The 23,603-nt window shown below is 70.4% G+C and carries 21 protein-coding genes and 1 pseudogene; 12 read left to right on the top strand and 10 right to left on the bottom strand.

Annotation, left to right across the window (positions count from 1 at the left end; all coding sequences use genetic code 11):
• Window positions 1-163: 163 nt before the first annotated feature.
• From V7E46_RS22790 to dhaK, 4 genes are read left to right on the top strand one after another with little or no spacing between them, the layout of a single operon-like run.
• The gene (locus V7E46_RS22790) at window positions 164-1,024 is read left to right on the top strand and encodes a class II fructose-bisphosphate aldolase (RefSeq protein WP_333770153.1); all 861 of its coding nucleotides are present in this window, start codon (window positions 164-166) and stop codon (window positions 1,022-1,024) included.
• 4 nt (window positions 1,025-1,028) lie between these two features.
• Complete coding sequence (locus tag V7E46_RS22785; RefSeq protein WP_333770152.1) at window positions 1,029-1,889, top strand: HAD-IA family hydrolase; 861 nt, start codon at window positions 1,029-1,031, stop codon at window positions 1,887-1,889.
• A gap of 24 nt (window positions 1,890-1,913) precedes the next feature.
• Window positions 1,914-2,615: a dihydroxyacetone kinase subunit DhaL gene (dhaL, locus tag V7E46_RS22780; protein ID WP_333770151.1), complete on the top strand. Its 702-nt coding sequence runs from the start codon at window positions 1,914-1,916 to the stop codon at window positions 2,613-2,615.
• A complete protein-coding gene (gene dhaK, locus V7E46_RS22775) occupies window positions 2,612-3,607 on the top strand; it encodes a dihydroxyacetone kinase subunit DhaK (protein ID WP_333770150.1) in 996 nt (331 codons plus the stop codon). The genes dhaL and dhaK overlap by 4 nt, the downstream gene beginning before the upstream one ends.
• 174 nt (window positions 3,608-3,781) lie before the next feature.
• Here the strand turns inward: dhaK and V7E46_RS22770 are convergent, their stop codons facing one another.
• The 6 genes from V7E46_RS22770 to V7E46_RS22745 form a co-directional block, all read right to left on the bottom strand.
• On the bottom strand, window positions 3,782-4,213 hold the full coding sequence (locus V7E46_RS22770; protein ID WP_333770149.1) for an STAS domain-containing protein: 432 nt from the start codon (window positions 4,211-4,213) through the stop codon (window positions 3,782-3,784).
• Complete coding sequence (locus V7E46_RS22765; RefSeq protein WP_333770148.1) at window positions 4,210-5,334, bottom strand: cobalamin B12-binding domain-containing protein; 1,125 nt, start codon at window positions 5,332-5,334, stop codon at window positions 4,210-4,212. Before V7E46_RS22765 ends, V7E46_RS22770 begins: the two co-directional genes overlap by 4 nt.
• Window positions 5,331-6,986, bottom strand: coding sequence for a PP2C family protein-serine/threonine phosphatase (locus V7E46_RS22760; RefSeq protein ID WP_333770147.1), 1,656 nt, complete (start codon window positions 6,984-6,986; stop codon window positions 5,331-5,333). Before V7E46_RS22760 ends, V7E46_RS22765 begins: the two co-directional genes overlap by 4 nt.
• A gap of 165 nt (window positions 6,987-7,151) precedes the next feature.
• Window positions 7,152-7,598 (bottom strand): ATP-binding protein, encoded by a 447-nt coding sequence (locus tag V7E46_RS22755; protein WP_333770146.1) that lies wholly within the window; start codon window positions 7,596-7,598, stop codon window positions 7,152-7,154.
• Between the two features lie 262 nt (window positions 7,599-7,860).
• Window positions 7,861-8,208: an STAS domain-containing protein gene (locus tag V7E46_RS22750; RefSeq protein ID WP_333770145.1), complete on the bottom strand. Its 348-nt coding sequence runs from the start codon at window positions 8,206-8,208 to the stop codon at window positions 7,861-7,863.
• Between the two features lie 130 nt (window positions 8,209-8,338).
• Window positions 8,339-8,515, bottom strand: a complete 177-nt coding sequence (locus V7E46_RS22745) for a hypothetical protein (RefSeq protein ID WP_333770144.1) — start codon at window positions 8,513-8,515, stop codon at window positions 8,339-8,341.
• On the opposite strand from V7E46_RS22745, the gene V7E46_RS22740 reads away from it, so the two are divergent.
• The 3 genes from V7E46_RS22740 (at window position 8,514) to V7E46_RS22730 (ending at window position 10,641) form a co-directional block, all read left to right on the top strand.
• A complete protein-coding gene (locus V7E46_RS22740; RefSeq protein ID WP_329174696.1) occupies window positions 8,514-8,684 on the top strand; it encodes a hydrophobic protein in 171 nt (56 codons plus the stop codon). The two genes, V7E46_RS22745 and V7E46_RS22740, sit on opposite strands and share 2 nt — an antisense overlap.
• A gap of 143 nt (window positions 8,685-8,827) precedes the next feature.
• Entirely contained in the window at window positions 8,828-9,019 is a 192-nt protein-coding gene (locus tag V7E46_RS22735; protein ID WP_333770156.1) for a CsbD family protein, read from the top strand.
• Window positions 9,020-9,345: 326 nt separating this feature from the next.
• The gene (locus tag V7E46_RS22730; protein ID WP_333770155.1) at window positions 9,346-10,641 is read left to right on the top strand and encodes a phosphatase PAP2 family protein; all 1,296 of its coding nucleotides are present in this window, start codon (window positions 9,346-9,348) and stop codon (window positions 10,639-10,641) included.
• A gap of 261 nt (window positions 10,642-10,902) precedes the next feature.
• On the opposite strand, the gene V7E46_RS22720 is transcribed toward V7E46_RS22730, so the two are convergent.
• Complete coding sequence (locus V7E46_RS22720; protein ID WP_333770143.1) at window positions 10,903-11,499, bottom strand: TetR/AcrR family transcriptional regulator; 597 nt, start codon at window positions 11,497-11,499, stop codon at window positions 10,903-10,905.
• Window positions 11,500-11,604: 105 nt separating this feature from the next.
• Here V7E46_RS22720 and V7E46_RS22715 point away from each other — a divergent pair, with 105 nt between their 5' ends.
• Both V7E46_RS22715 and V7E46_RS22710 read left to right on the top strand, forming a co-directional pair.
• Complete coding sequence (locus tag V7E46_RS22715; RefSeq protein ID WP_333770142.1) at window positions 11,605-12,528, top strand: NmrA family NAD(P)-binding protein; 924 nt, start codon at window positions 11,605-11,607, stop codon at window positions 12,526-12,528.
• A 381-nt stretch (window positions 12,529-12,909) separates the two neighbouring features.
• Window positions 12,910-13,509 (top strand): hypothetical protein, encoded by a 600-nt coding sequence (locus V7E46_RS22710; RefSeq protein ID WP_333770141.1) that lies wholly within the window; start codon window positions 12,910-12,912, stop codon window positions 13,507-13,509.
• Window positions 13,510-13,842: 333 nt separating this feature from the next.
• Here the strand turns inward: V7E46_RS22710 and V7E46_RS22705 are convergent, their stop codons facing one another.
• Entirely contained in the window at window positions 13,843-13,980 is a 138-nt protein-coding gene (locus tag V7E46_RS22705; RefSeq protein ID WP_443054309.1) for a hypothetical protein, read from the bottom strand.
• 35 nt (window positions 13,981-14,015) lie between these two features.
• Window positions 14,016-16,109: a PQQ-dependent sugar dehydrogenase gene (locus V7E46_RS22700; protein WP_333770140.1), complete on the bottom strand. Its 2,094-nt coding sequence runs from the start codon at window positions 16,107-16,109 to the stop codon at window positions 14,016-14,018.
• Window positions 16,110-16,894: 785 nt separating this feature from the next.
• On the opposite strand from V7E46_RS22700, the gene V7E46_RS22695 reads away from it, so the two are divergent.
• The 3 genes from V7E46_RS22695 (at window position 16,895) to V7E46_RS22680 (ending at window position 22,118) form a co-directional block, all read left to right on the top strand.
• Window positions 16,895-18,640 carry a glycoside hydrolase family 27 protein gene (locus V7E46_RS22695; protein ID WP_333770139.1) on the top strand — a complete coding sequence of 582 codons (1,746 nt, stop codon included), beginning with the start codon at window positions 16,895-16,897 and terminating at the stop codon, window positions 18,638-18,640.
• A gap of 2,402 nt (window positions 18,641-21,042) precedes the next feature.
• Window positions 21,043-21,678 carry a DUF433 domain-containing protein gene (locus V7E46_RS22685; protein WP_333770137.1) on the top strand — a complete coding sequence of 212 codons (636 nt, stop codon included), beginning with the start codon at window positions 21,043-21,045 and terminating at the stop codon, window positions 21,676-21,678.
• Complete coding sequence (locus tag V7E46_RS22680) at window positions 21,678-22,118, top strand: hypothetical protein (RefSeq protein WP_333770154.1); 441 nt, start codon at window positions 21,678-21,680, stop codon at window positions 22,116-22,118. The genes V7E46_RS22685 and V7E46_RS22680 overlap by 1 nt, the downstream gene beginning before the upstream one ends.
• Before the next feature lie 697 nt (window positions 22,119-22,815).
• Here V7E46_RS22680 and V7E46_RS22675 read toward each other — a convergent pair.
• Window positions 22,816-23,603 (bottom strand): annotated as a pseudogene (locus V7E46_RS22675) (hypothetical protein); the annotation flags it as partial.

Raw genomic sequence — 23,603 nt, 5'->3', positions numbered from 1 at the left:
GCCCCCGCGGGCACCCGCGCCCGCGGATCCCCGCGTTTCCGGAACCCGGCTTCCCCCGTTCACCCGACCGGCCCACACCGCCGCCCGGCCGCCCCCTCGCCAAGTGGCGGGGGGCGGTACCCGGGGGTCCAATGGAGCGGCAAGGGCGAACCGTGGAGGCGTCGTGGCTGTTGTACCGCTGACCGAGATCCTGTCCGCAGCGTTCGACGAGCGCTACGGCGTACCCGCGATCAACGTCGTCAACGACCTCACCCTGGAGGCCGTACTGGCCGCCGCCGTGGAGAAGTCGTCGCCGCTGATCGTGCAGACCTCCGTGAAGACGGTCAGGACCATCGGCAGCGACGTCCTGTACGCGATGTGGACGTCGATGACCGCCGGTATCGAGGTGCCCGTCACCTTGCACCTGGACCACTGCCCGGAGCGCGAGGTCGTCACCGAGTGCCTGCGGCAGGGCTGGAATTCGGTGCTCTTCGACGCCTCCGAGCTGCCGGTCGCCGAGAACATGCGGCAGACCGCCGAGGTCGTCGCGGAGGCCCGCGGGTTCGGGGCCGCCGTCGAGGGCGAGATCGAGTCGATCACCGGCGTCGAGGACGGCATAGGCAGCGACAGCGCCGCCGAGCAGCAGGATCTCGGGGTCGCCCTGGACTTCCTGCGGACCACGAGGGTCGACGTCTTCGCGCCGGCCATCGGCAACGCCCACGGGTCGTACAAGAAGGCACCGGTGCTCGACGCGCAGCGGGTGTCCGACCTGGTCGCGGCCTATCCGGTGCCGATCGCGCTGCACGGCGGCAGCGGGCTGTCCGACGAGCAGTTCCGCGACCTGATCTCCCGGGGGTGCGCGAAGGTCAACATCTCCACCGCGCTCAAGGAGACGTTCATGAAGTCGAACCTGGCCTTCCTCACCGCCGCCGCCGAGCGGCAGAAGTGGGACCCGCCCTCGCTCTTCCGGTCCGTCCGGCAGGACGTCATCGACCTGGCCGGCTCCCTGATGACGCTGTTCGGCAGCGCCGGCCGGGCGGGCTGACACCGTGCCCGCGCTGATCTTCGACTGCGACGGCGTCCTCGCCGACACCGAGCGCTACGGCCACCTGCCCGCGTTCAACACCACGTTCGAGGAGTTCGGCCTGCCGGTGCGGTGGAGCGAGGCGGACTACGCGCGGATGGTGAAGGTCGGCGGCGGCAAGGAGCGGATGCGGGCGATGCTGACGCCCGGCGTCGTCGCCGCCGCGGGACTGCCCGCCGACCCGGACGCGCGCGAGGAGCAGGTCGCCCGCTGGCACCGGCGCAAGACCGCGATCTACACCGGGATCATCCGCAGCGGGGCCATCCCGCCGCGGCCCGGTGTGCGGCGGGTCGCCGCGGCGGCCCACCAGGCCGGATGGACGCTCGCCGTCGCCTCCACCTCGGCCGAGGCCTCCGTCCGCAGCGTGCTGGAACTCGCCATGGGCCCCGAACTGGCCCCGCGGTTCGGCGTGTACGCCGGGGACGTGGTCCCGCGCAAGAAGCCCGCCCCCGACATCTACGCGTACGCCCTCCAGCAGCTCGGCGTCTCCCCGGACGACGCGGTCGCGATCGAGGACAGCCGCAACGGGATGCTGGCCGCGCTCGCCGCCGGACTGGTCTGCGCCGTCACGACCAGCGCCTACACCCGCGAGGAGGACTTCACCGGGGCGGCCCTGGTGGTCACCTCGCTCGGCGACCCGCCCCCGGAGGAGAAGGTCGTCGACGTGCTGGACGACCCGCTCGGCGCGCACCCGGGGCACTGGGTGGAATTCGCCGACCTCGCCTTCCTGCTCACGGCGGACAAGGCGGGCGTCCCCGGCGTCCCCGCCACGTCCGACCCGCCGGCCTCCGGGCCACCCCCCGTATCCCATCCCCGTCAGAACTGACGTCGCGGCAGTCAGGAGAGAGCCATGTCTATGCCATCGACACATGTGGACGACCTCGCCTTCGTCGTCAGGACCATCGCCAGCACCTCGGTCGACAACGAAGGGACCTTCGGCGACCTCGACGCCGTCGCGGGAGACGGGGACTTCGGTTTCTCGCTCGCCCGCGGCTTCGAGATCGTGCTCGCCGACTGGCACACCCTCGAAGCCGACGGTCCGCCCGACGCCTTCCTGCGGAAGGTCGCCGTGGTGATCTCCAAGCGGGTCGGCGGCACCTCGGGCCCGCTGTGGGGCACCGCCTTCCTGCGGGCCGCGGCGGCCGTCAAGGGCCGGCCCGAGCTGAACGCCGCGGACGCGGTGGCGATGCTGCGGGCCGCGGCGGCAGGGATCAAGGCCCGCGGCAAGTCCGACCTCGGGGACAAGACGCTGCTGGACGCGCTGATCCCGATGACCGACGCCGTGGAGCAGCGGCTGTCCGCCGGCGGGGCGGCGCCGAGCGGGGCGGAGCTCGCCCGGCTGGCCGCCACGACGGCGCGCAGCGCCGCCGACGCGACGACGCCCATGCAGGCCAGGCGTGGCCGCCAGAGCTACACGGGGGAGCGCAGCATCGGCTCGCCCGACCCGGGCGCTGTGGCGATCGCGGTCATGGCGGAGCGCATCGCCGCCGAGTGGGACGCGCGTGACTGTCCCACACCTCCCGCACCGACAGCACCAGGAGCGACGGCATGAAGAAATTCGTCAACGACCCGAAGGACTACGTCCCGCAGATGCTGGAGGGGCTGGCCCTGGCCAACCCCGACACCCTCAGGTACGTCCCCGAGTACAACCTGATCATGCGCGCCGACGCTCCGCGGGAGGACAAGGTCTCCGTCGTCCAGGGGTCGGGCTCCGGCCACGAGCCCGCGCACGTCATGAACGTCGGCAAGGGCATGCTCGACGCGGCCTGTCCCGGCGACGTGTTCGCCGCCCCGCCGGCCGACTTCGTCTACGAGACGGTCAAGCTGGTCGCCTCCCCGAAGGGCGTCCTGCTGCTGGTCAACAACTACACCGGGGACCGGATGGCCTTCGAGATGGCCGAGGAGCTGTCGCAGGCCGACGGCTACGCCGTCCGTACCCTCTTCGTCGACGACGACGTGGCCGTCCAGGACTCGACGTACACCGTCGGCCGGCGCGGGGTGGCGGGCAACTTCTTCGTCATGAAGGCCGTCTGCGCCGCCGCCGAGCGCGGCGCCGACCTCGACGAGCTGTACCGCATCGGCGAGAAGGTCAACGCCGTCACCCGCACCATGGGCATGGCCCTCACCGCCTGCACCCCGCCGGCGAAGGGCTCCCCGCTGTTCGAACTGCCCGACGACGAGGTCGAGATGGGCGTCGGCATCCACGGCGAGCCCGGCCGGAACCGGGAGAAGCTCCAGCCGGCCGACGAACTGGTGCGCGAACTGCTCACCGCGGTGGTGGACGACCTGCCGTACACCTCGGGCGACACGGTCGCGCTCATGGTCAACGGGCTCGGCGGCACACCGATAGGCGAGCTGTACCTGGTGTACGGGCGGGCCCACAAGCAGCTGGCCGAGCGCGGCATCGAGATCCGGCGCAGCTACGTCGGCGAATACTGCACCTCGCTCGACATGGCCGGCGCGTCCCTCTCGCTGGTCCGGCTGGACGACGAGATCTCCGAACTGCTCGCCGCCCCGGCCGAGATCGCGCTCCGCGTCTTCTGACCGGCGGACGGCGGGGTGACGGCGCCGACGCAGCCGGCGGGGCCCGCCGACGTCGTCGCCGTGTCCAGGACGGCGCCCGGTGCCCCGCGGTGCCACACCCGCCCCGGCGGCCGTCGGGCCCCGGCGGTCAGACCAGGGTGACGGCGCCGGCCGGCCGGACCGCCCCGTGCGGTGTCAGCTGGTGCTGTCAGGACCGCTGGGCCGGGCCGCCTGCGCCTCCCCGCCCGCGCTGGAGGGATTCCCGCCGGCGAGGGAGGACTCCTCGGCGCCGTCGGCGGGCGCCGTGAGGTAGTCCAGGCTGCCGGTGACGTCCAGCAGCCGGTCCAACTGCGCGGTGCGGTCGTCCAGATGGAGGCGTACGCCCGCGTGGCGGGTCCGGCGGCGGATCATCAGCAGCACGGACAGCCCCATGGTGTCGACGTCGACGAGCCCGGCGCAGTGCAGGTGCAGGTGGCCAAGGCGCGGGTTGTCGGCGATCTTCGCGGTGACAGCGGCCAGCAGGACTTCGGCGTTGTCGTAGTCGAGATCGCCGTACAGCTCGATGCGGACGGTGTCCTCGGAGTCGACCGTGGTCAGGCGCAGGTGCGCAGACGGCATCGTGGTCATGCCTGCCTCCCGGTGGTGGTGCGGTCGGCGGCGGTCCGACGGGTGTCGCTCCGAAGGACGGAGGCCAGCGCGTCGGTGCCGCGTGCGAGAACACGGGTGGCCCGCGGGAAGTCCTTCAGCTCGCCGGCCAGGATGTCCAGGGCCGGCGGCAGGCTCCGCGCGGGTACGCCGCGAGCGGTCAGGATCTCCGCGGTCCAGCAGATGAACAAGGCGAAGAGTTCCTCATCCCCGAGGTAGAGCGCGGTGGCGAGGAAGTCCACGATGTGCGCGAGGTCCTCCGCCGTGTGCTCCCGCTGGAGCGCGCTGTACGCCCGCATCGCGGGGAAGCCGTCCTCCAGACCGGCGAGGACGGCCCGTACGAGCGAGCCCTTGCCGCGGGCGACCATGGTGTACTCCTGGTCGGCCAGGTGGGGCAGGTCCTCGATCGGCTGGTGGTCGCGCCGCGGGCGGGGCAGCCGGCCCCGGGCGAGGCGGTCGGCCGCGCCGCGCGCGTCGGGAGCCCAGTCGTCGGCACCGAGCAGCCGGGCGTAACGGCCGTCGGGCCCGAACGCGGCGCCCCCGACGAGTACGGGGACGCCGACCGCCTGGCAGGCGATGATCGCGGCGTGCGCGGCGGGCAGCCGGGTCGCGATCGAGCCCGAGAGGGCTACCACGGCGGCGTCCGTGCGGTGCAGATGGGCGATCAGGTGCGGGGACGGGACCTGGGCGCCGAGGTAGTCCACGTGCCAGCCGCGCAGTCGCAGGACCTCGGCCAGCAGCCTGGCGGGCAGCGCGTGCCACTCCCCGTCCACGCAGGCCACCGTGACCCTGCCCCGGGTCGGGGCGGTGCGGGCGGCGGGGTGCAGGGCGAGCGCGGCGACAGCCCGTTCGCTGATGGCGGTGGCGGCGTGCTCCGCGGCCACGCTGAGGCGGTTGGCGGCCCACTCCGCGCCGACCCTGCCCTGCACGGGCGCGATCACGTCCAGCAGCAGGCTCTCCGGATCGACGCCCTCCTCCAGCGCGCGCAGCACCAGGCCCGTGGCGGCGTACTCGTCGCACACCGAGACGGCTTCCCACAGCTCGTCTGCCGCCTGCCGGACCGCCGCGCCTCCGGACGGACGGTGTGGGGTACGCGTACTCATGCGGTGAATCTGCCCCGAGTCCGCCCGTTCACCGCGGTGAGATGGTGAGTGCGGGGGGCGGAGATCACGACGACGGCCATGTCGTCGTGAGAGCCCTGGCCGACCCACTGGGACGTCAGCATCTGGATGTGCTCGACGATGCTCTCCGACGGCATGCCGGCGCATTCCGACAGCGCCCGCCGGAGCCTTTCCTCACCGAAGTGCGCACCGCCCATCGGGCCGCCCTTCGCCTCGGTGATCCCGTCGGTGTAGAGCACGCAGGACTCCCCGGGCGCGAGGGTGAGGCTGGTGGTCCGGGCGGGGGCGCTCGGCATGGCCCCCACCAGGGTGCCGCGGGTCTCGGCCTCCTCCACCTCGCTGCTCACGCGGACGATCAGCGGGCTCGGGTGCCCGGCGCTGGTCAGCCGCAGGTCCACCTCGCTGCCCTTGCGCACGGCCGAGGCCAGGACCAGGGTCGCGAAGCGGGTGTGGTGCGAATTGAGCAGCGCGGTGTTGAGCAGGCTGATCATCCGCTGGTGGTCGTCGGCCATCGGCAGCAGGGCGTGCAGGGTGTTGCGGATCTTGCCGGTCAGCACGGCGGCTTCCAGCCCCTTGCCGCACACGTCCCCGAGCGCGATCAGCGACGCCTCACCCTCGATGACGGCGGGGTGGACGTCGTAGAAGTCCCCGCCGACCCGCTCGTGGTCGGCCGACGGCCGGTAGCCGCCGGCGAAATCCACCCCCGAGATCTGGTGCAGCGACGGCGGGAGCAGCTCCCGCATCAGGACCTCGGTGATCGAGGACTGCTCCGCGTACAGCCGGGCGGCCGACATCGCCGCTCCCGCCCGCGCGGCGAACAGCCGGGCGAAGACCTCCTCGCTCTCGGTGAAGGTCGCACTGCCGGAACGGCGCAGCAGGACCAGGACACCGGCCGCGACGCCGTGACCGGGCAGCGGGGTGATCACGATCGAGCCGACACGCCCGAAGCCCTCCGGTACCAGCCAGTCCGGCGCCGCCCCGGGGTCGATCCACCGCGAGGGCACCGGCGGGAAGCCGCGCAGCGCCTCGCCGAGACCCGGCACTTCGTCCGGGTCCACCGGCTCGTGGGACAGCGCCGGGCTGCCGCCGCGCAGGCAGGTCACCACCGGCAGCCGCCGCCCGCGCGTCGGCGCGATCACCAGCGCCGCGTCGGCGAGGTGCTCGGCGGCCAGCTGCGCGACCACGTCCATGCAGCGCCCCAGGTTCAGCGAGGACAGCAGAGTGCTGGACGCCTCGGCCAGGAACGCGGTCCGCTCCCGCTCCATGTGCAGGGCCTCCCGCGCCAGCCGGTGGTCGGTGTCGTCCACCAGCCACCACACGACCGTGCCGTCGTCCTGCGTGCTGGGATGTGCCTCGAAGCTGCGCTCAGCGATCTCACCCGACAGCGGTGCGCCGGTCCCTTGTCCGGCACGCGCGCCGGGCACCCGCAGGGCGTCGTGCGCCTCCGACAGCCAGGACGGGACCACGTCAGCCAGACGTGTTCCGGGCCGGGCCGCGGGCAGGACCACCCCGGCGGCGTCGTTGCACAGCACGACAGTGCCCTGGAGGTCGGCGACCAGGGCGGGGTAGGGAGCGTGGTTCCACAGCGAACCGTGCTGTGCGCCGGCGCCGGTCTGCGCGCGAGTGGAAACCATATGCTGAGGACCCGCTGGGCGAATCCCTCACCTCATCTCAAAGGAATTGCTGTCTTCAAATAACCATCCCGCATGCCGCGTCTTTCTGGCAACCAACCCGCTTGCGGCCCCCGCGCGCCGCCGGACCGGGACGCGGGGGGCGTACGGGTCCGGCGGTGCCGCCCCTCAGGTCAGCGTGAGCACGGCGGAGATGGTCTTGCCGGCGCTGTGGGTGGTGACCGTGACCTCGCGGGCCAGCCGGCGCACCATCTGCCAGCCGTAGCCGCCGATCCGGGGTATCTCCGCCGGTACGGCCGGCGCGGGCGGGCTGACCGGACACACGGGGCTCGCGTCGCCGACACACAGGCGCAGCGCGTCCCCGACGACCTCGGCGGTGAAATGGGTCAGCCCGCCGCCGTGCCGGTGGGCGTTGGTGACCAGCTCCGAGGTGACCAGGAGGACGTCCGTCACCACCACGTCCTGCGGCCGGCCGTTCCCGGGACCGCCGAAGCGGCTCTCCAGCACCGCCAGGACGGCGGCGCGGGCTTCCGCGCTGGTCGCCGGAATCCCCGCGGTGCGGGCTTCCGTGCCGGGCGGCGGAATTCCCGCCGCGGGTGCCTTCGCATGGAGCACCGGAACCACCTCCCCGGGTGCCGCCGTGGGGGACGCCGGAATCCCGTCCGCGCGGGTTCCCGTGCCGGGCGCCGGAATCCCGTCCGGGCCGGTCACCGGAATTCCCGCAGGGGGCCCGGCGGCGCTGTCGGGCCCGCTGCCCGTACCCGCGCCGTACTGCTCGCCTTCTTCTTCCCCGTTCACGACAGATGCCCGTATGCCCGGCTCCCGCGCCGCCATTCCCGCCCCCTTCCCGGGGCCCGAAGGTGCGCGCGTGGCGGCGTCAATACGTCATCGCCGCCTGGAGGCTGTCGGCCACGACGAAGGCCGACGCCGTACCGGTCACGTCGAGGAGCCGGCGTACGGCGAGGCTGGGGCCCGCGATCACCAGCTGCCTGCCCGCAGCGGCGTATTCGGCCCTGGCCCGCAGCAGGGTGTCCAGGACCGAGGAGTCCGCGAAGGCCACGTCCGAGGCGTCCACCACGGTGAGCCGTCCTGCGGCGTGCAGACCCCGCTGGAGCGCGTCCGCCATCTCCACCGTGTGGCCGTCGTCGAACTCGCCCGCGATCCGCACCAGCCACACCCCGCCCTCGGCGGCCCGGGCGGACACCGCCGCACCATGCCCCGTCATACCGACCTCCCCGTCACGTCCCGTCCTCCTCGTACGGTGGCCGGACGATACCCCGTCCCGCCCGGCCGACGCATCGCGGGGCCGGGCGTCGAGAAGTCCGGGCGCCCGACGTTTGAAAGTCCGGAGTCGGTCAAGAAGGTCGCCGAAGCGCTTGAACGGCGCCGACGCAAATGAAGGGCACCCCCTTCGGCACCACCGGATCGCCCGCCGTGAAAAACCGGGCGGTCTTTCCATCCAGAACCTCGGGAATCTGAAGGATTGGCCGGTTGATCCGGGGGTAGGCGACATTTCGGAGGTTGATCATCATGGCACCGTTGCTCATTGTTCTTCTGCTGGCGCTGATCCTTATCGGCGCGGGCTTCGCAGTGAAATTGCTTTTGTGGGTCGGCATCATCGTGCTGGTCCTGTGGGCGCTGGGATTCCTGGTGCGCTCGACCGGCTCCAACGGCAGCCGGGGCCGCTGGTACCGCTGGTAGCCGACAGGGCGCGAGCCCGGTGCGGCGCACGGACCCGGGACCGCACCCGGGCACCGAGGTGGCCTCGAACGCGCAACGGCCCGGCCTCCCATTGAGGCCACCGCACGCAGACCCTCACACGACTACGAATGGGACATGACGTCATGGGTGACAACAGCAAGACGCACGCCAAGGTCGACGAGGCCAAGGGCAAGGTGAAGGAGACCATCGGCCACGCCGTCGGCAACGAGCGCCTGGAGGCCGAAGGCCGCGCCGAGCAGGCCCAGGCCGACGCCCGCCAGGCCGGCGAGAAGGCCAAGGACGCGGCGAAGGACATCTTCCACACCCACGACTGAGCCCGTCACGTTCCACCCGCTGCCCGCCCGGAGGATCCCTCCGGGCGGGCAGACGTACGCCCGGGGCCGCCGCGTCCCGGTGCGGTGGCCGTGCCTCCCCGTGACCAGCCAGAACGCCCACGGGCCGCTCCGATAGCATGTTCGGACTCCCGGCGGTGGCTCCATCGTCGCCCGCCCTTCACCGGAACGTCAGACCATCCGGCCCGAAGGGTGGCTTACTGCGCACACCTCACACATCGGCCGGACAATTGATACCTATAGCATCGCGGGTGTTCTCGCGAATAAGCAGCAGCGCAACGCCCGCCGGGTGGCGCCGGCCGCGGGCGATCCTGTGGGCCGCGGCGGGCGCGGTGGTCCTCGGATTCTTCATCGCGCTGGAGATCGCCGCACGCCGCTACGGCCTGCCGGGACCGCTCACCAGCCAGGCGCGAGAGGTGGTGTTCGCCCCCAAGTCGGGCTTCCTGCTGTACGCCAGCATGGGTCTGATGCTGGTGGTGCTCACCTGGCGGCAACGGCTCATCGCGGTCGGCGCCGCGGTCGGCATCGACATCGTCTTCCTGCTGGTGCGGTGGGCGGCCGACGCGAAGCCGGCCTTCGGCAACGGCGCGCTGTGGGTGCTGCTGGGCTGCGCCGTCATCGCCGTCACCCGCCGCACCGGCCGGGAGCGCGCGCTGCTGCTCAAGGGTGTCGGTCTCGGCCTGCTGCTGGTGACCGGCCGCAAGACCGGCGACACCTGGCTGCTGATCACCTCCAAGACCCGCCCCATGGTGCTCGACCAGTACACGGCGACCGCCGATCACGCGCTGGGCAACCCGTCGTGGCAGGTGGGCCGGATCGTCAGGGCCTCGGGCCCGATCGGCACCCACGCCCTCGACTACATCTACATACAGCTCGCGCTCGCCGCGGTCGTCGTCGCGGTGTACCAGCTGCGCCATGTGGCGGCCGAGCGGCGCTTCCCGCGCCACCATCTGGTGCGCACCTTCCTGATCATCGGCCTCATCGGGCCGGGCATCTACATGATCTTCCCGGTGGTCGGACCGGTCTTCGCCTACGGTGCGGACGGCGGCCACTGGGCGCTGGCCGATGTGTGGCCGAACACCCCGCCGCCGATCGGTGCCCCGCACCCGATGCGCTTCGACGGAATCACCCCGCGCAACTGCATGCCCAGCCTGCACGCGGCATGGGCCACCGCCATCTTCATCCACTCCCGCAAGGGCCCGCGCTTCCTGCGGTACGCCGGTGCCTTCTGGCTGGTAGCCACCCTCACCGCGACGCTCGGGTTCGGCTACCACTACGGCGTGGACCTCATCGCCGGCGTCGTGTTCTCGCTCACGACAGAAGCGGCGATCCGCTCGTTCGACCGCGGCTGGGACCGGGCGGGAATCCGGCTGGCCGCCTATGGCGCGGCGGTCTTCGCCGCGCTCCTGGTGTCGTACCGCTGTCTGCCGACGACGATGGCCGACCATCCGTGGGTGTTCGGCCCGCTTCTCCTGCTGGCGATGGCCTCCGTGATCCACGGCTACGTGCGGACCGCCAAATGCTGGGAACCGGTGCTCGTACCGGCGCAGCGGCTGGAAGCGCAGCCCGAATTGGTGCGGGCGGCGGTCGCGCGGTCCCGGTGAGCGAGCCGTACGCGCCCGGCGCGGCGCTCGCGGGTCACGGCCCCTCCGTGTCCGGCGCCTCCGTGTCCGGCTCCCCCGTGTCCGGTGCCGGCGGGACCGTCGCGCCGGCCGACAGCAGCCTTCGCGCCAGTACCTGACAGCGCCTCCCCACGAGGAAGCGCGCCCGGTGCGGGTGGAGCCGGCTCGCCGCACCTTCCTGTAGGTACGCTGCCGCGTCGGGCGCCGCGCGCGGCGGGAAGCGTCTCCGGGCGGACACGCCGGTCATCCGGTCGACGCGTGAGCTGCGCCAGCCGTCGCGGTCGAGGAGGTACCAGGGCTCAGGCCTGCCACGGCCAAGCGGAAGAGGCGGGTCGCCCGGGTGCCGGGGTCGGAGTAGTGCTCGGTGGCCAGGACGATGCCGACGATCAGGGTGATCAGGTCGGCGACGGTGACGTCGGCGGCCACCGCGCCGTCCTGCGCGGCGCGGTGCAGCAGCGGGCCTGCCGCCTCTTCCAGCGCCGCCGAGCAGCTGTTCTCGTGCACCGGGCCGTCGTGGGCCAGTGCCGCCGCCAGGCCCCGGGCGGACACGGAATAGGCGACGACGTCGTCCAGCCATTCCAGGAGCGCGTCCCGGCTGTCGCCCTGGCCGGTCAGGTCGTGGGCGCGGACGGCGAGGGCCTCGATCCGGTTCCGGGAGACCGCCTCCAGCAGTGCGCGGCGGGTGGGGAAGTGCCGGCGCACGGTCGCCGAGCCGACTCCCGCGGTGCGGGCGATCTGTTCGAGGGAGGCGTGGGCGCCACGGGCGGCGACCTCCTCCCCGGCCACGGCGAGGATGCGCGCGTAGTTGCGTCGGGCGTCCGCACGCTGGTGCTCGGGCACGGCGTCACCTCCAGGATTGTTAAGTGGCGGGCCCCGCCGTATCGTAGCGGAACGTAAACGGCGGACCCCGCCGTTTAGTTTCGGCGAGCGACCCGAGGAAGCACCATGCCCGCAACTTCCGCACCCGTCCTGGTCACCGGCGCCACCGGCAGGCAGGGCGGGGCCACCGCCCGCGCCCTGCTCGCGGCGGGGGTTCCCGTCCGCGCCCTGGTGCGCGACCCGGCCACCGGCCGTGCCAGGGCCGTCGAGGCGCTCGGCGCCGAACTGGTCACCGGCGACCTCCACGACCGCGATTCCGTGATCCGGGCCGCCGAGGGCGCCCGCGCCGTCTTCTCCGTGCAGATGCCCGGCATCACCGCGGACGGCTTCGATTTCGAAGGGGAGGTGGCCCAGGGCGTCAACCTCGTCGAGGGCGCCAAGGCCGCCGGAGTGCCGCAGTTCGTGCACTCCTCCGTCACCGGCGCCGGCCGGCACACCGAAGTCCCCGGCTGGGCCGAAGGCCGCTGGGCTTCGATGGAACCCACGCTCGGTGCCAAGAGCGCGATCCAGGACCGGGTCCGCGCGGCCGGCTTCCCGCACTGGACGCTCCTCAAGCCGGGCTTCTTCATGGAGAACTTCCTCCCGTCCATGGCGTTCCTCTTCCCGCGCGGCACCGCGGGCGGCCTGGTGAGCGTGGTGAAGCCCGGGACCCGGCTGTCCCTGGTCGCCGTGGACGACATCGGCGCCGCCGCCGCGGCGGCCATCGCCGCGCCGGAGCGATTCGACGGCGTCGAGCTGGAGTTGGCGAGCGACTACCTGTCGATGGCCGAGATCGCCGAGGTCCTCTCCCGCGCCCTGGGTACGCGACTGTCCGCGCCCGACATGACCGAGGAGGAGGCGCTCGCCGCCGGAATGCCGCCGATGGGCGCCACCCATGAGTGGCTGAACGTGGCCGGCCAGCCGGGCCGCCCGCAGTACGCGAAGGACCTCGGCCTCTCCCTCACCGGCTTCGAGGAATGGGCGCGGCACCACATCCGCGCCACCGCCTGACCCGCCCCCGGACCCCGCCCCCCCTGTCCGGCTGCTCCGGGAGCACGCGGCCGAGTCCGGCACGGCGGACGACGGTTCTCGCGGAGTGCGTACGGGAATGCGGCGGCACCCGGGCTCGCAACGGAATCGCTTCCAAAGACGGAGGGTCCAGGGACGTCCCTGGACCCTCCGTCCATATGATCCGGGGACAAACGGACGCTGTTCGTCGTACCGGACTGTGCAGGGTACCCGTCGCCTGTGACATCGAACGGGTAAATGACCGTGGCCTCGGTCAGCGCAATTGGCACCGCTGGTTTCCGCGGTTGTTAACGCGCTGGAGGGTCTATTTTTCGTGATAGAGTCGTGGTTAATTCACAGGGCACCACGGAAAAGGGGAACGGTGTGAATACCGAGAAGGTCACGGCTCGACGTCTTACTGCCCAGGAGGTCACCGAACTGGGGCCCCAGGACGGCATCTTCGTCTCCGCGGAGACGGAAGGGCTTCCTCTTGACTGTTACGCCCCGGCCAACCTTTCGAGGCCGGGCAAGAGCTTTGAAGGAGGGTCCTTCACCGCGCGGACGATATTCGGTGACGAAATCCAGCTCCTGCCGGACAACGCGGAGGAGCGCGGGACCTGGATTGCCGACGCGGCGGGGGAGGAAATCGAGGTTCTGCAGAGCGCCGGAATTCTGCTGAATCTCGCCCTCTTCGTGCCGGGCGGGAACAAGGAATCCCTCGATTCGCTCTACACCGCCGCGCGGGAAGCATTCGGCGCGGGGATCGTCCAGCGCTGGAGCGAGGAAGTCGTCGCGGTGCCGGAAGTCAAGGTCGACCTGTTCGAGGAGCCGATCCGGGGCCGGAAGAGCCCGAACGGCCAGAACCGTGACCGCCGCGCCCTGGACATCTACCCGACCCGGGTGCGCTTCCTGGAGCCCAGCGACGGCTGGAAGTTCGTTGTCGAACCGCACGAGGAAGTCGTCGACGACACACCGACGATCTGACGCGACGGCGGCCTGAGCGCTGCCCCGGCAAGGGATCCGCGGGCCGGTGCGACGGCCGGGCGCGAGATCCCGGGTATCGCGTCATGGACGCCTTCGCCCGGCCCGGGCGGCCCGGCCGCGGCGCGGGATCCCCGGGCCGCTGCCCCGGTGGCCGCCGTCGGCACGGCGAAAGCCGACGGCGGCTCCGCGATCCGGGTGCCCCGGTACGGGTACCGGGCCCCCGTACCGTCCGGACCGGGCCGCCCGCACTCGTACGAGGAGGCCGGCGTAGGCCGGCGAGCGGGCGGCCGAATGGCGTGACCGCGGCCGGGGCGGGGCGGCTGGCCAGGCGTTCTACCGCAGTCGGGCATGCGGCTCCCGGACGGCACTGGTCGCCAGAGCCGTCCGGTCGCGCAGTTCGTCCAGACAGCCGACCGGCAGCCGGTTTCCGCAGCCCGCGTACAGCGCCCGGTGGAAGTCCCGGTCCGCCAACGAGCGCTCCACGCCCCCGGGCCGGGCGCCGTTCGTCAGCCGAGGGTGACGTGGAAGAGCTTCTCGTCGCTGTTGTCGGGGATGCTGTCCTTGTCGCCGTTGTTGGACGTGGTCAGCCACAGCCCGCCGTCGGGGGCGGGTTCTACGGTGCGCAGCCGGCCGTAGGTGCCGTTGAAGTAGATCTGCACGTTGGTCAGGTCGCTGCCGCTGATGACCTCCCGATACATCCGGGTGCCGCGCTCGCAGGCGATGTACAGGACATCGCGGACGACGGCGATGCCGGAGCAGGAGCCGTCAGCGGTGGAGTACGTGTGCTCGGGCGCGATGTAGCCGGCGGTGCCGCAGGTGCCGCTGGTGCCCTCGCAGGCCGGCCAGCCGTAGTTGCCGCCCTTGGTGATCAGGTTCGTCTCGTCCATCACCGAGTTGCCGAACTCCTGCTCCCACAGACGTCCTTGGGAGTCGAAGGCCAGACCCTGCGGGTTGCGGTGCCCGTAGCTCCAGACGTAGTTGCCGAAGGGGTTGTCCGAGGGGACGGTGCCGTCGGGGTTGAGGCGCAGGATTTTGCCGTTGAGGCTGTTCTTGTTCTGGGCGTTGTCGCCGTTCTGGGCGTCGCCGGCGGTGGCGTAGAGCTTGCCGTCGGGACCGAAGCGCAGCCGGCCGCCGTTGTGGAACTTGTTGCGCAGGATGCCGCTGAGCTGGACCTGCTCGCTGCTGAGGGTGAGCTTGTCGTTCTCCAGCTTGATCCGCACGATCCGGTTGTCGGACGGGGAGGTGTGCATGATGTAGAGCCAGTGGTCGGTGGCGTAGCCGGCGGAGATCGCCAGACCGAGCAGGCCGCCCTCGCCGTCGGTCTCGTCCACGTTGGGCACGGTGCCCACGGTGGTCTTGGCGCCGGTGGCGGGGTTGAGGTGGATGATGTCGTGCGCGTCGCGCCGGTTGTACAGGATCGTTCCGTCGGGCAGGGTGACCAGGCCCCACGGGATGTCGGTGTCGGTGGCGATCTGCGTGACGGTGCACACCGCGCTGCCGCACGCGGCGCCGGTCCTCAGGCTCGCGGTGTTGCTGTGCGCGGAGACGTTGGCCTGGGCGTCACGGGCCACCACGTAGTACGCGTAGGTGGTGTTCGCCGTCAGTCCGCTGTCGATGAAGCTGGTGGCCGGCGGGGTCGTGCCGTTGGCGGTGATCGTGCCGGCCTTGGTGCTGCCGCGGTAGACGTCGTAGTACTTCACCGCGGTGTTGTCGCTGGAGGCCGACCAGTTCAAGGTGACCGTGGTGCCCGACACCGATCCCGTGAGGTTGCCGGGCGCGGTCGGCGCCTGGGTGTCGACCTGGCACTGCGGCGGCGTGATCGGCACCGTGGCGCCGGCCTGTGAGACGTTGCCGGCGGCGTCACGGGCGTTCACGTACAGCCCCCAGGTGACCCCGGGGACCACGGTCAGGCTGGTCGACAGCGTCGTCCCGCTGACCGACTTGATCAGCTGGCCGTCGTGGTAGACGTCGTAGAACGCCACTCCGGTGTTGTCGCTGGAGGCGTTCCAGGCGAACGTGACGGAGTCGCACAGCAGGTCGCTGACCCGCGCGTTGCCCGGCACGGTCGGCGGCGAGGTGTCACCCGCGGCGGTGGTCCACTGCTGGTTCCCCCCGCCGTTGCAGGTCCACAGGTCCACCAGCGTGCTGTTCGCGGTCCCCGCGCCCACCACGTCCAGGCACAGCCCGGACTGCACGCCGGTGATGGTGCCGTTGCCGTTGACCTTCCACTTCTGGTTGTCGCCGCCGTTGCACGTCCAGATCTCCAGAGTGGCGCCGGGAGCGGTGGAGGCATGCGCGACGTCCAGGCACTTCGGGCTGTCGTAGACCCGCAGCTCACCGGCCGCCGTCAGGGTCCACGCCTGGTTGGCCTGGGAGTTGCAATCGTAGATGTTGATCCCGGCGCCGTCCGTCGTGCTCTGGCCGATCACGTCCAGACACCGGCCCGACGCCGTGCCCGTCACATGCGAACCGGTGGCCGCCAGAGCCGTGGACGCACTGGTCGTCAGCATGGCCACCAGCGCCGCGACCGCGGCGACGGCGGCGACGAGAGCGGTCAGCCATCGACGATGGTGCCGTCTGTGCTGGGTTCTACCGAACACGGATGTCTCCTTGCGGATGACGAGGGTGGAAGTGATGAGGATGGGAGGGCTGGTTCACCGGTCCCTTGGAGCGCTCGGGACAAGCAGGGCGGTCGAACGTCCGGCCGCTCCGGCTGCCGTCCACGCTGATCGTCGTCGTCGCAGCCTGCGCGGGAGCGATGCTCACCGCGAGCAGGGCGCCCAGGAGCGCCATGATCCACAAAGGGACTCGGCGAACCGTTCTGCGCATGAAGAAGTCCTTCGCCCATGGGGGAAGGGCAGGAGAGATGCCCGAGGTGAACGCATCTGGTGCCGCCGGGAAGATGGTGCACAGCGTGTCTCGTGTTGCTTTTGGGGTCAACCCCCAGAACAAAGAAACAACTTCCAACGCAATTGCGCATTGGTACGCCGCAGGTTGGAACCCTGGTAGGGAAAACAAAGAAGGACCGCGCCGGCTGGAACCCGGGGAGTCGCGGACCGCTGACGGCCGTTCGCGTCCTGCGATGGCGCGGTCTCGCAACCTGGCGCGGCAAGATCGCGCCCCTGTGCCTCGCCGGCGACCGGTGCACTCGGCGTCGGCCAGGCGGTGCCGGCGGTGGACCGTCCGCCTCAGCCGCGCCGACCACACGACCAGCAACGACGACCGCCATGCTGCGAGCTTCTGCCGCCATGTCGGTCCGGAACTGAATGAATCTGTTCGATCGAGTCCGCTTGGTTGGATGTATTGACACCTGATCGAACACTAGGGCTCAATACGGAACAGCCTGAAACTCCCGACGTGAAGTGAGCCGACTCAAAGGAGAGTCATGTCCAAGCGCGCGCTCGTCGCGACGGTCGCCCTGGCGTCGTCGCTGTTCCTCTCCACCCTGACAGGCTCGACGCCCGCGCAAGCCCAGGACAACGGCGCGTCGCGCACACCGCCGATGGGGTGGAGCAGCTGGAGCTCCGTCAGGAACAACCCGACCGAGGCCAAGATCAAGGCCCAGGCTCAGGCGATGCATGACTCGGGCCTGATGTCCGCGGGTTACAAGTACATCAACCTGGACGACTACTACATCAAGAACCCCGGCACCACCGTCGACCAGTACGGTCGCTGGGTCGTCGACACCGGCAAGTTCCCGGACGGTATGAAGAACCTGGGCGACTTCATCCACGGCCTGGGTGAGAAGTTCGGCATGTACGTGACGCCGGGCATCTCGAAGGCGGCGTACGACCAGAACACCCCGATCGAGGGCACGTCGTACCACGCACGGGACATCGTCTCGAGCACGTCGGCCTTCGAGTCGAACTACGGCGGGTTCGGCAACGTCATGTACTTCATCGACTACAACAAGAACCCCACCGCGGCACAGGCGTTCGTGAACTCGTGGGCGAACCTGTTCGCCTCCTACGGGGTCGACTACATCAAGATCGACGGCGTGCACACCAGCGACCAGGACGACGTCATCGCCTGGTCGAAGGCGCTGAACCAGACCGGCCGCACCATCCACCTCGGCCTGTCGAACACCCTGGACATCAACAACATCAAGACCTGGCAGCAGTACTCCAACAGCTGGCGGACGGGAGGTGACATCGAGTGCTACTGCTCGACCCTCACCACCTGGAGCAATGTCGGGCCGCGTTGGGCGAACCTGGCCCAGTGGGGGCAGTACGCCGGTCCGGGTGGCTGGAACGACCCGGACTCGATCGAGGTCGGCAACGGCGACCACACCGGTCTGACCGTTAACGAGCGGCAGAGCGTGATCACTCTGTGGGCGATCACTCGGTCGGTGATGATGCTGGGGAGCGACCTGACCACCCTGGACGCCGGTGACCTCAACATGCTGAAGAACGCCGAGGTGACCAACGTCAACCAGACCGACTCCGTGGTGGCCGGCCAGATCTCGAACAACAACGATCTGCAGGTGTGGGCCACGAAGCAGAAGAACCCGGACGGCAGCTACACGGTGGCGTTGTTCAACCGTTCCGACCGTGCCGGCAACGAGACGGTGACGGCAGACTTCTCCGACCTCGGGTTCAGCGGTTCCGCCACGGTGCGCAACCTCTGGGGCAAGTCGAACGAGACTCTCACCAACTCCGTCAGCCGGAGTCTGGCCCCGCACGAGTCCGCGTTGTTCAAGGTCACCCCGTCCGGCTCCTCGACCCCGGCCGGCGGCACCCTGACCAGTGGCCTCTCCGGCCGCTGTGCCGACGACCCGAACAGCACCCTGGTGAACGGCACTCAGCTGGACGTGTGGGACTGCAACGGCGGCGCCAACCAGAAGATCACCTACAGCTCCTCGGCCAAGGCGCTGAAGGTGCTGGGCAAGTGCTTCGACGCCCACGGCGGCGCCACCACCGCCGGTACGCACGTGGAGATCTACGACTGCAACGGCGGCACCAACCAGCAGTGGAACGTCAACTCCGACGGCACGATCACCGGCGTTCAGTCCGGGCTCTGCCTCGACGTCACCGGGTCCACCAACCCCAACGGCGCCGGCCTGGAGCTGTGGAACTGCAACGGGGGCGCCAACCAGAAGTGGACCCTCGGGTCCGGCGTCAAGGTGGCCTGACGAACGGAGCCGTGACCATCGTTCCTGATCGAGCGGGCTGTTCGCACGGGCCGACCTCCGGTCCGTGCGAACGCCGGGTCACTGGACACGTGGGGTTCCAGGGAAGTCTTGGACACCGCGGTCGGCCGACGCGATCGCATAGTCTCGCTGGCCGTGTGTCCTGGCAAAAATAAAAGCCCGCCAGATCTGCGTTTCCGCAGGCCAACGGGCCTTTCCGGAAGTGCCCCCGGCAGGATTCGAACCTGCGCACACGGCTCCGGAGGCCGGAGCTCTTTCCGGAGTTTCCGCAGGTCAGAGCGTTCTCTGACGTTTTGTCATGCATTCCGCGTCACAAATACGTCACGCGCTCCGACGTCCAATCTGATTTGCCGTCAGGTAGCTCTCTTCCGGTAGTCCCGGGTCATGTATACCCGGCCGGCGCCCCTGGAAGTCCCGCCTTTGCAGTCGATGTGAGGCAGCGCTGAGCGGCCCCCAAGCAAGGGTGATCACACAGTGTGAGATCCCTGGCCTCCCGTGGAGCGTCTACCTGGGCTGATGCATGCCTGCGGCCCCTGCGAAGGGAGTGCGGTTGGTGCTTTCGCGCCGGTGTGTGCTTCTGCGCGCCCGAGGGAGCGGGGGCGTGGGTGGGCAGTCCTTTCTTCTCGACGTGAGGGGACTGGCATGGTGCAGCAGCTGGTGCAGGGTGGGATGTCGGCGACGGGTGGCGGTCTGGTGATCGGCCGGAAGCGGGGGCGGGAGCTCCGGCATGACGCCCCGGTGGAGCGGGGCCGGGGTGTTGCCGCGGTGGCGGGGGAGTTCGGTGCGGAGCTGGCGCGGGCACTGCGGGCGAGCCTGTTGCCGGCCGGGCAGGGCGTGTACGGCTTGCGGGGGCCGTCGGACCTGACGTGGTACGCGTTCGCCACCGCCTACGCCCGGGACCGGTGGGTGGGGCGGGCGGCGACCACGCGGAACAGTACGAGCGAGGCGTTGACGCTGGTGACCCGGTCCATGCTGTGGGACATTCCCGGTCGGCCGGGCGAGACAGTGCTGCACCGTGCGCTGCGGTCGTGGGCGTTCGTGGTGCCGGGGGCGGAGGCGCGGGAGATACCGGCGCAGGACCGGCTGGTGCTGGCGTGGGTGGCGAAGGCGTCCCGGCCGCTGATCGACCTGTACGACCCGGCCGTCGCCCGCGGTGTGCTCGAGGCGCTGTCGTTGAAGCGCGACGGAGGTCCCGCGGCGCCGGACACGCTGAGCCGCAAACGCCGGATCCTGGTGAACGCCCTGTACCACGCGATCGAGCAGGGTGAGCTGGGCAGCAACCCGCTGGACCGGATCCGCTGGCGGGCACCGAAGCAGGCCAGTGCGGTCGACCCGCGGGTGGTGGTCAATCCCCAGCAGGCCCGGGATCTGCTGGGCGCGCTGTCCTACGTCGGCGGGTTCAAGCGGGCCCGGGGGCGCCGGCTGGTCGGACTGTTCGCGGGCATGTACTACGCGGGGCTGCGACCGGAGGAAGCCGTCGCGGTGACCCTGGCGGACTGCACCCTGCCCGTCAGCGGCTGGGGCCGCCTGGTTCTGCACCGTACCCGTCCGCAGGCGGGCAAGAGGTGGACAGACAGCGGCGAGATGCACGACGACCGGGGCTTGAAGAGCCGGCCACCCGGAGAGGTCCGCATCGTCCCCCTCCCACCCCACCTGGTCGCCATCTGGCGCAACAGCGTCCGGACGTTCGGCACCGCACCCGACGGNGGAGAGGTCCGCATCGTCCCCCTCCCACCCCACCTGGTCGCCATCTGGCGCAACAGCGTCCGGACGTTCGGCACCGCACCCGACGGACGACTGTTCTTCACCGAACGCGGGACCATCCTGGGCTACACCACCTTGCACCGCGCCTGGAAAGAGGCCCGCGCCCTCGCCCTGCCCCCCGAACTCGCCGCGACACCGCTCGGCAAACGCCCCTACGACCTGCGCCACTCCGCCCTGTCGACCTGGCTCGCAGCCGGAGCCGACCCCGCCGAGGTCGCCCAACGTGCAGGCAACAGTGTCGAAGTCCTCCTCACCCGCTACGCCAAATGCCTCTACGACCGCCAATCCCTCACCAACCAACGCATCGAACACCTCCTGACCGCCTACGACACACAGTTCGACGCGGAACGCGAGCGGCTGGAGGCGGCGGCAGGGCAATTTGGCGGCTGACGCGCCGTGCGGTTCCACCAGCCGGAGTCCCGGGGCGAGGGCCGACCGGGACTGCGTTTCTGGTCTCACCCGTGCTTCACCCCTGCGGGTCATCACTGCTGGCCTGACCTCGCAGATCGTGCATACGCTCTCCAAGCCCGACCCGAGACGTTACGATCGGCACCGCCGATCCCTACGACCGCATTCCGGATCAGTGGCAAGGGAACAAGAGAAGAAGGAGGTGGCACCCGATGGCGTACTCGACCCAAATGGCCGCAGCACTATCCGGGGCCACCCCTGGCCAGATCCGCAGCTGGCGGCAGGACCGCGGCGCCGGTCCATTCATGCGCCCCGAGCTGTCGTCCTGGCCGGCTCTCTACTCCTTCCGCGACGTCCTCGCCCTTCGGGCGTTCGCCCGGCTGCGCGAGGACTTCTCACTCCAGTCGCTGCGACGCGCCGTAGACAACCTCCGGCTGCTCGGGGAGATCGGCCATCTTTCGGCCTACAGCCTCGTGGCCGAAGGCAAATCGATCGCCCTCTACGAGGACGACGAGCACTCCACCGACCTGCTGAAACACCCCGGACAGCGGATCGTCGCCACACTGGCCGACATCATGGAGCCCTTCGCGCCACGCCCGGGCGTCATCATTCCGCACCTGCTGCACCCCAATGCCCACGTCTCCGTCGACCCCGAGACCCAGGGCGGCCAGCCGGTGATCACGGGCACGCGCGTCCCCAGCAACGAAATCGCCGAACTGCTCCGCGACGGCGTGCCCGCAGAGAAGATCGCCGACTACTACCCGTCGGTCAACGCCGAGGCCGCACGTGACGCCGAGCGGTTCGCCCTCTACGTCGACAGCTACGCCTCCGGAGGCCGCGCGGCGTGATGCGGATCCTGGTGGACGAGAACTCAGCTGTACACCTCGTCTCCCTGCTCGCTCACCTCCTGCCTCGGCACAAGATCGATCATGTGACGCAGATCGGGTGGTCGGGCAAGAAGGACATACCGCTGCTCTCCGATGCCGCGTCCAAGGGATACGACGTGTTCCTCACACGTGACGGCCGGCAGTTAGAAAACCCGGACGAGACCAAGGCCATCATGCGGTCCGGCATCCACCACGTCCGCTACACGCAGACCGTGGGCGGCGTCGTCGGAGTCGGGCTCTCGATGGGAGCCATCGCAGCATCGATGCCCCTGATCATGCGGGAACTCGAAACGGCTGACGGCCAGCGCCTCATACGAATATCCCGACTCGATCACCACCCGGCGTCCCGGTTCGAGATGGTCGATCCCCGCAAGTCCAAACCGAAGTACTGGCGTCCGTAGGGCGCGCCCTCTGTGAGTGACCACGGGTGGGGGTCGCGCAGTCCGACCGCCCCGCGCCTCTGGCGAGTGCGAGGTAATGAAGCTCGGCGATGGCGCGCGGAATTTGGGGCCGATTAAACGCGCAGGCATGTCTGAACAGGGACGAAGCGACAGGGCGACCACTAGGCAGCGACGTCGTGGGGACTCACTGTGTGACCTCTTCCGCTTCCTCGTCCGCGCTGGTCTCGTCCTCGATGAGCCCTGCGGGTGCCGATAAATCATCCGCCGTGTTCAGTGCGCCTGTGGCCGGTGAGTGAGCCACGCCTCAGCGAATAGAACTGAACGCGTTCGGAAATGTCCCTGCCACACGTCTGAACATGTTCAGTTCCAAGCTCGCAGAAGCACTCGCTTGGCCCGCCCATACCGCAGTTGACGTGTATGGATGGGGTTATCGGCAGGAGCAACGCTGAGGTAGGCGAGTTTCAACAGCACGAGAGCTCATCATGCCGAGGCGATCGTCATCCCCGCCAGAGCACTACGGCAGCCTGCGCATCCGACGGGACGGAGATCCCGGCACACTGGTTCTGACCAGGGTGGATGAGGTTATCGGCAAGGGCACCGCCGGCGCGGAGAGCGGATGAGACCTCGCCGCATCCTTGACGTCCTGCACGGGTCACCTCCGGGGGCGCGGGGGCCGGAGCGGTGAAGGCACGAAGGCTCAGGTTGCCGCGAGACGCCAGAACAGGCTGTCCGGGTCGGGCGGCGCGACGAGGTCGTCCTCCCCCACCGCGTCCCGCTGTTCCACCGCTCGGGCCAGCCGCCCCCTGATTGCCAGGTCGTCCTCGCCCAGCATGGTGCTCGATGTGCCCCCGGTGATCTGCCGGAGCAGCACCCGGCGCACCGGCTGCGCCGCGTCGCCCGCGTCGAGCACGCGGAAGGTGCTGCCCGGGGGGAACGCGACGCGCCGCAAGGGCTGTTCGGGATCCAGCGGGTCGAGCCGCCTGGCGGTGGTGGACCACAGCACGAACTCGGTCGTGCCCGCCAGCGCGCACCCAGGAGAGGTGACGGCCTGCTGGATGCCCCGCTCGGCCACGACCGCGCCCGGAGTGAGGACGCCCGCAGCGAGCTCGACCCGGCCGCCGCAAAACGCCGTTCCCCGATAGGTCGTCAGGCGCCGCAGCCCGGACGCCGCGCAGTGCACGTACGGCATGAGGGCCGCCACCCGACCTGCTGCGAGCGCCTCCTGGATCGCGGCCCTGCCCCCGGTGAGGTACGCACGAAGAGCGACCAGGTCCGCGATGACGGCGTTGCTCGGGGCGTCGGCGAGCAGCCGCAGCGCGGGATGTGTGGCGAGGAGCCTTACCACCGCGCTGGCGTGGACGTTGTAACGTGCCCCCAAGTACTCATGCAGCCACGCCTGCTCCTGGAGTGTGCTGCGATGCTGCGGGTCGACGGCGGGGAAGGCCGGCGCCAGCAGCGCCTCGGCCAGCAGCGCGAGCGCCCGGT

Origin of the sequence: Streptomyces sp. IBSBF 2435, from assembly GCF_036815005.1 — a bacterium.
Taxonomy (GTDB): Bacteria; Actinomycetota; Actinomycetes; order Streptomycetales; family Streptomycetaceae; genus Actinacidiphila.
Note: the sequence above shows the minus strand (reverse complement) of the source record. Positions and strands in the feature narration are given on the sequence as shown.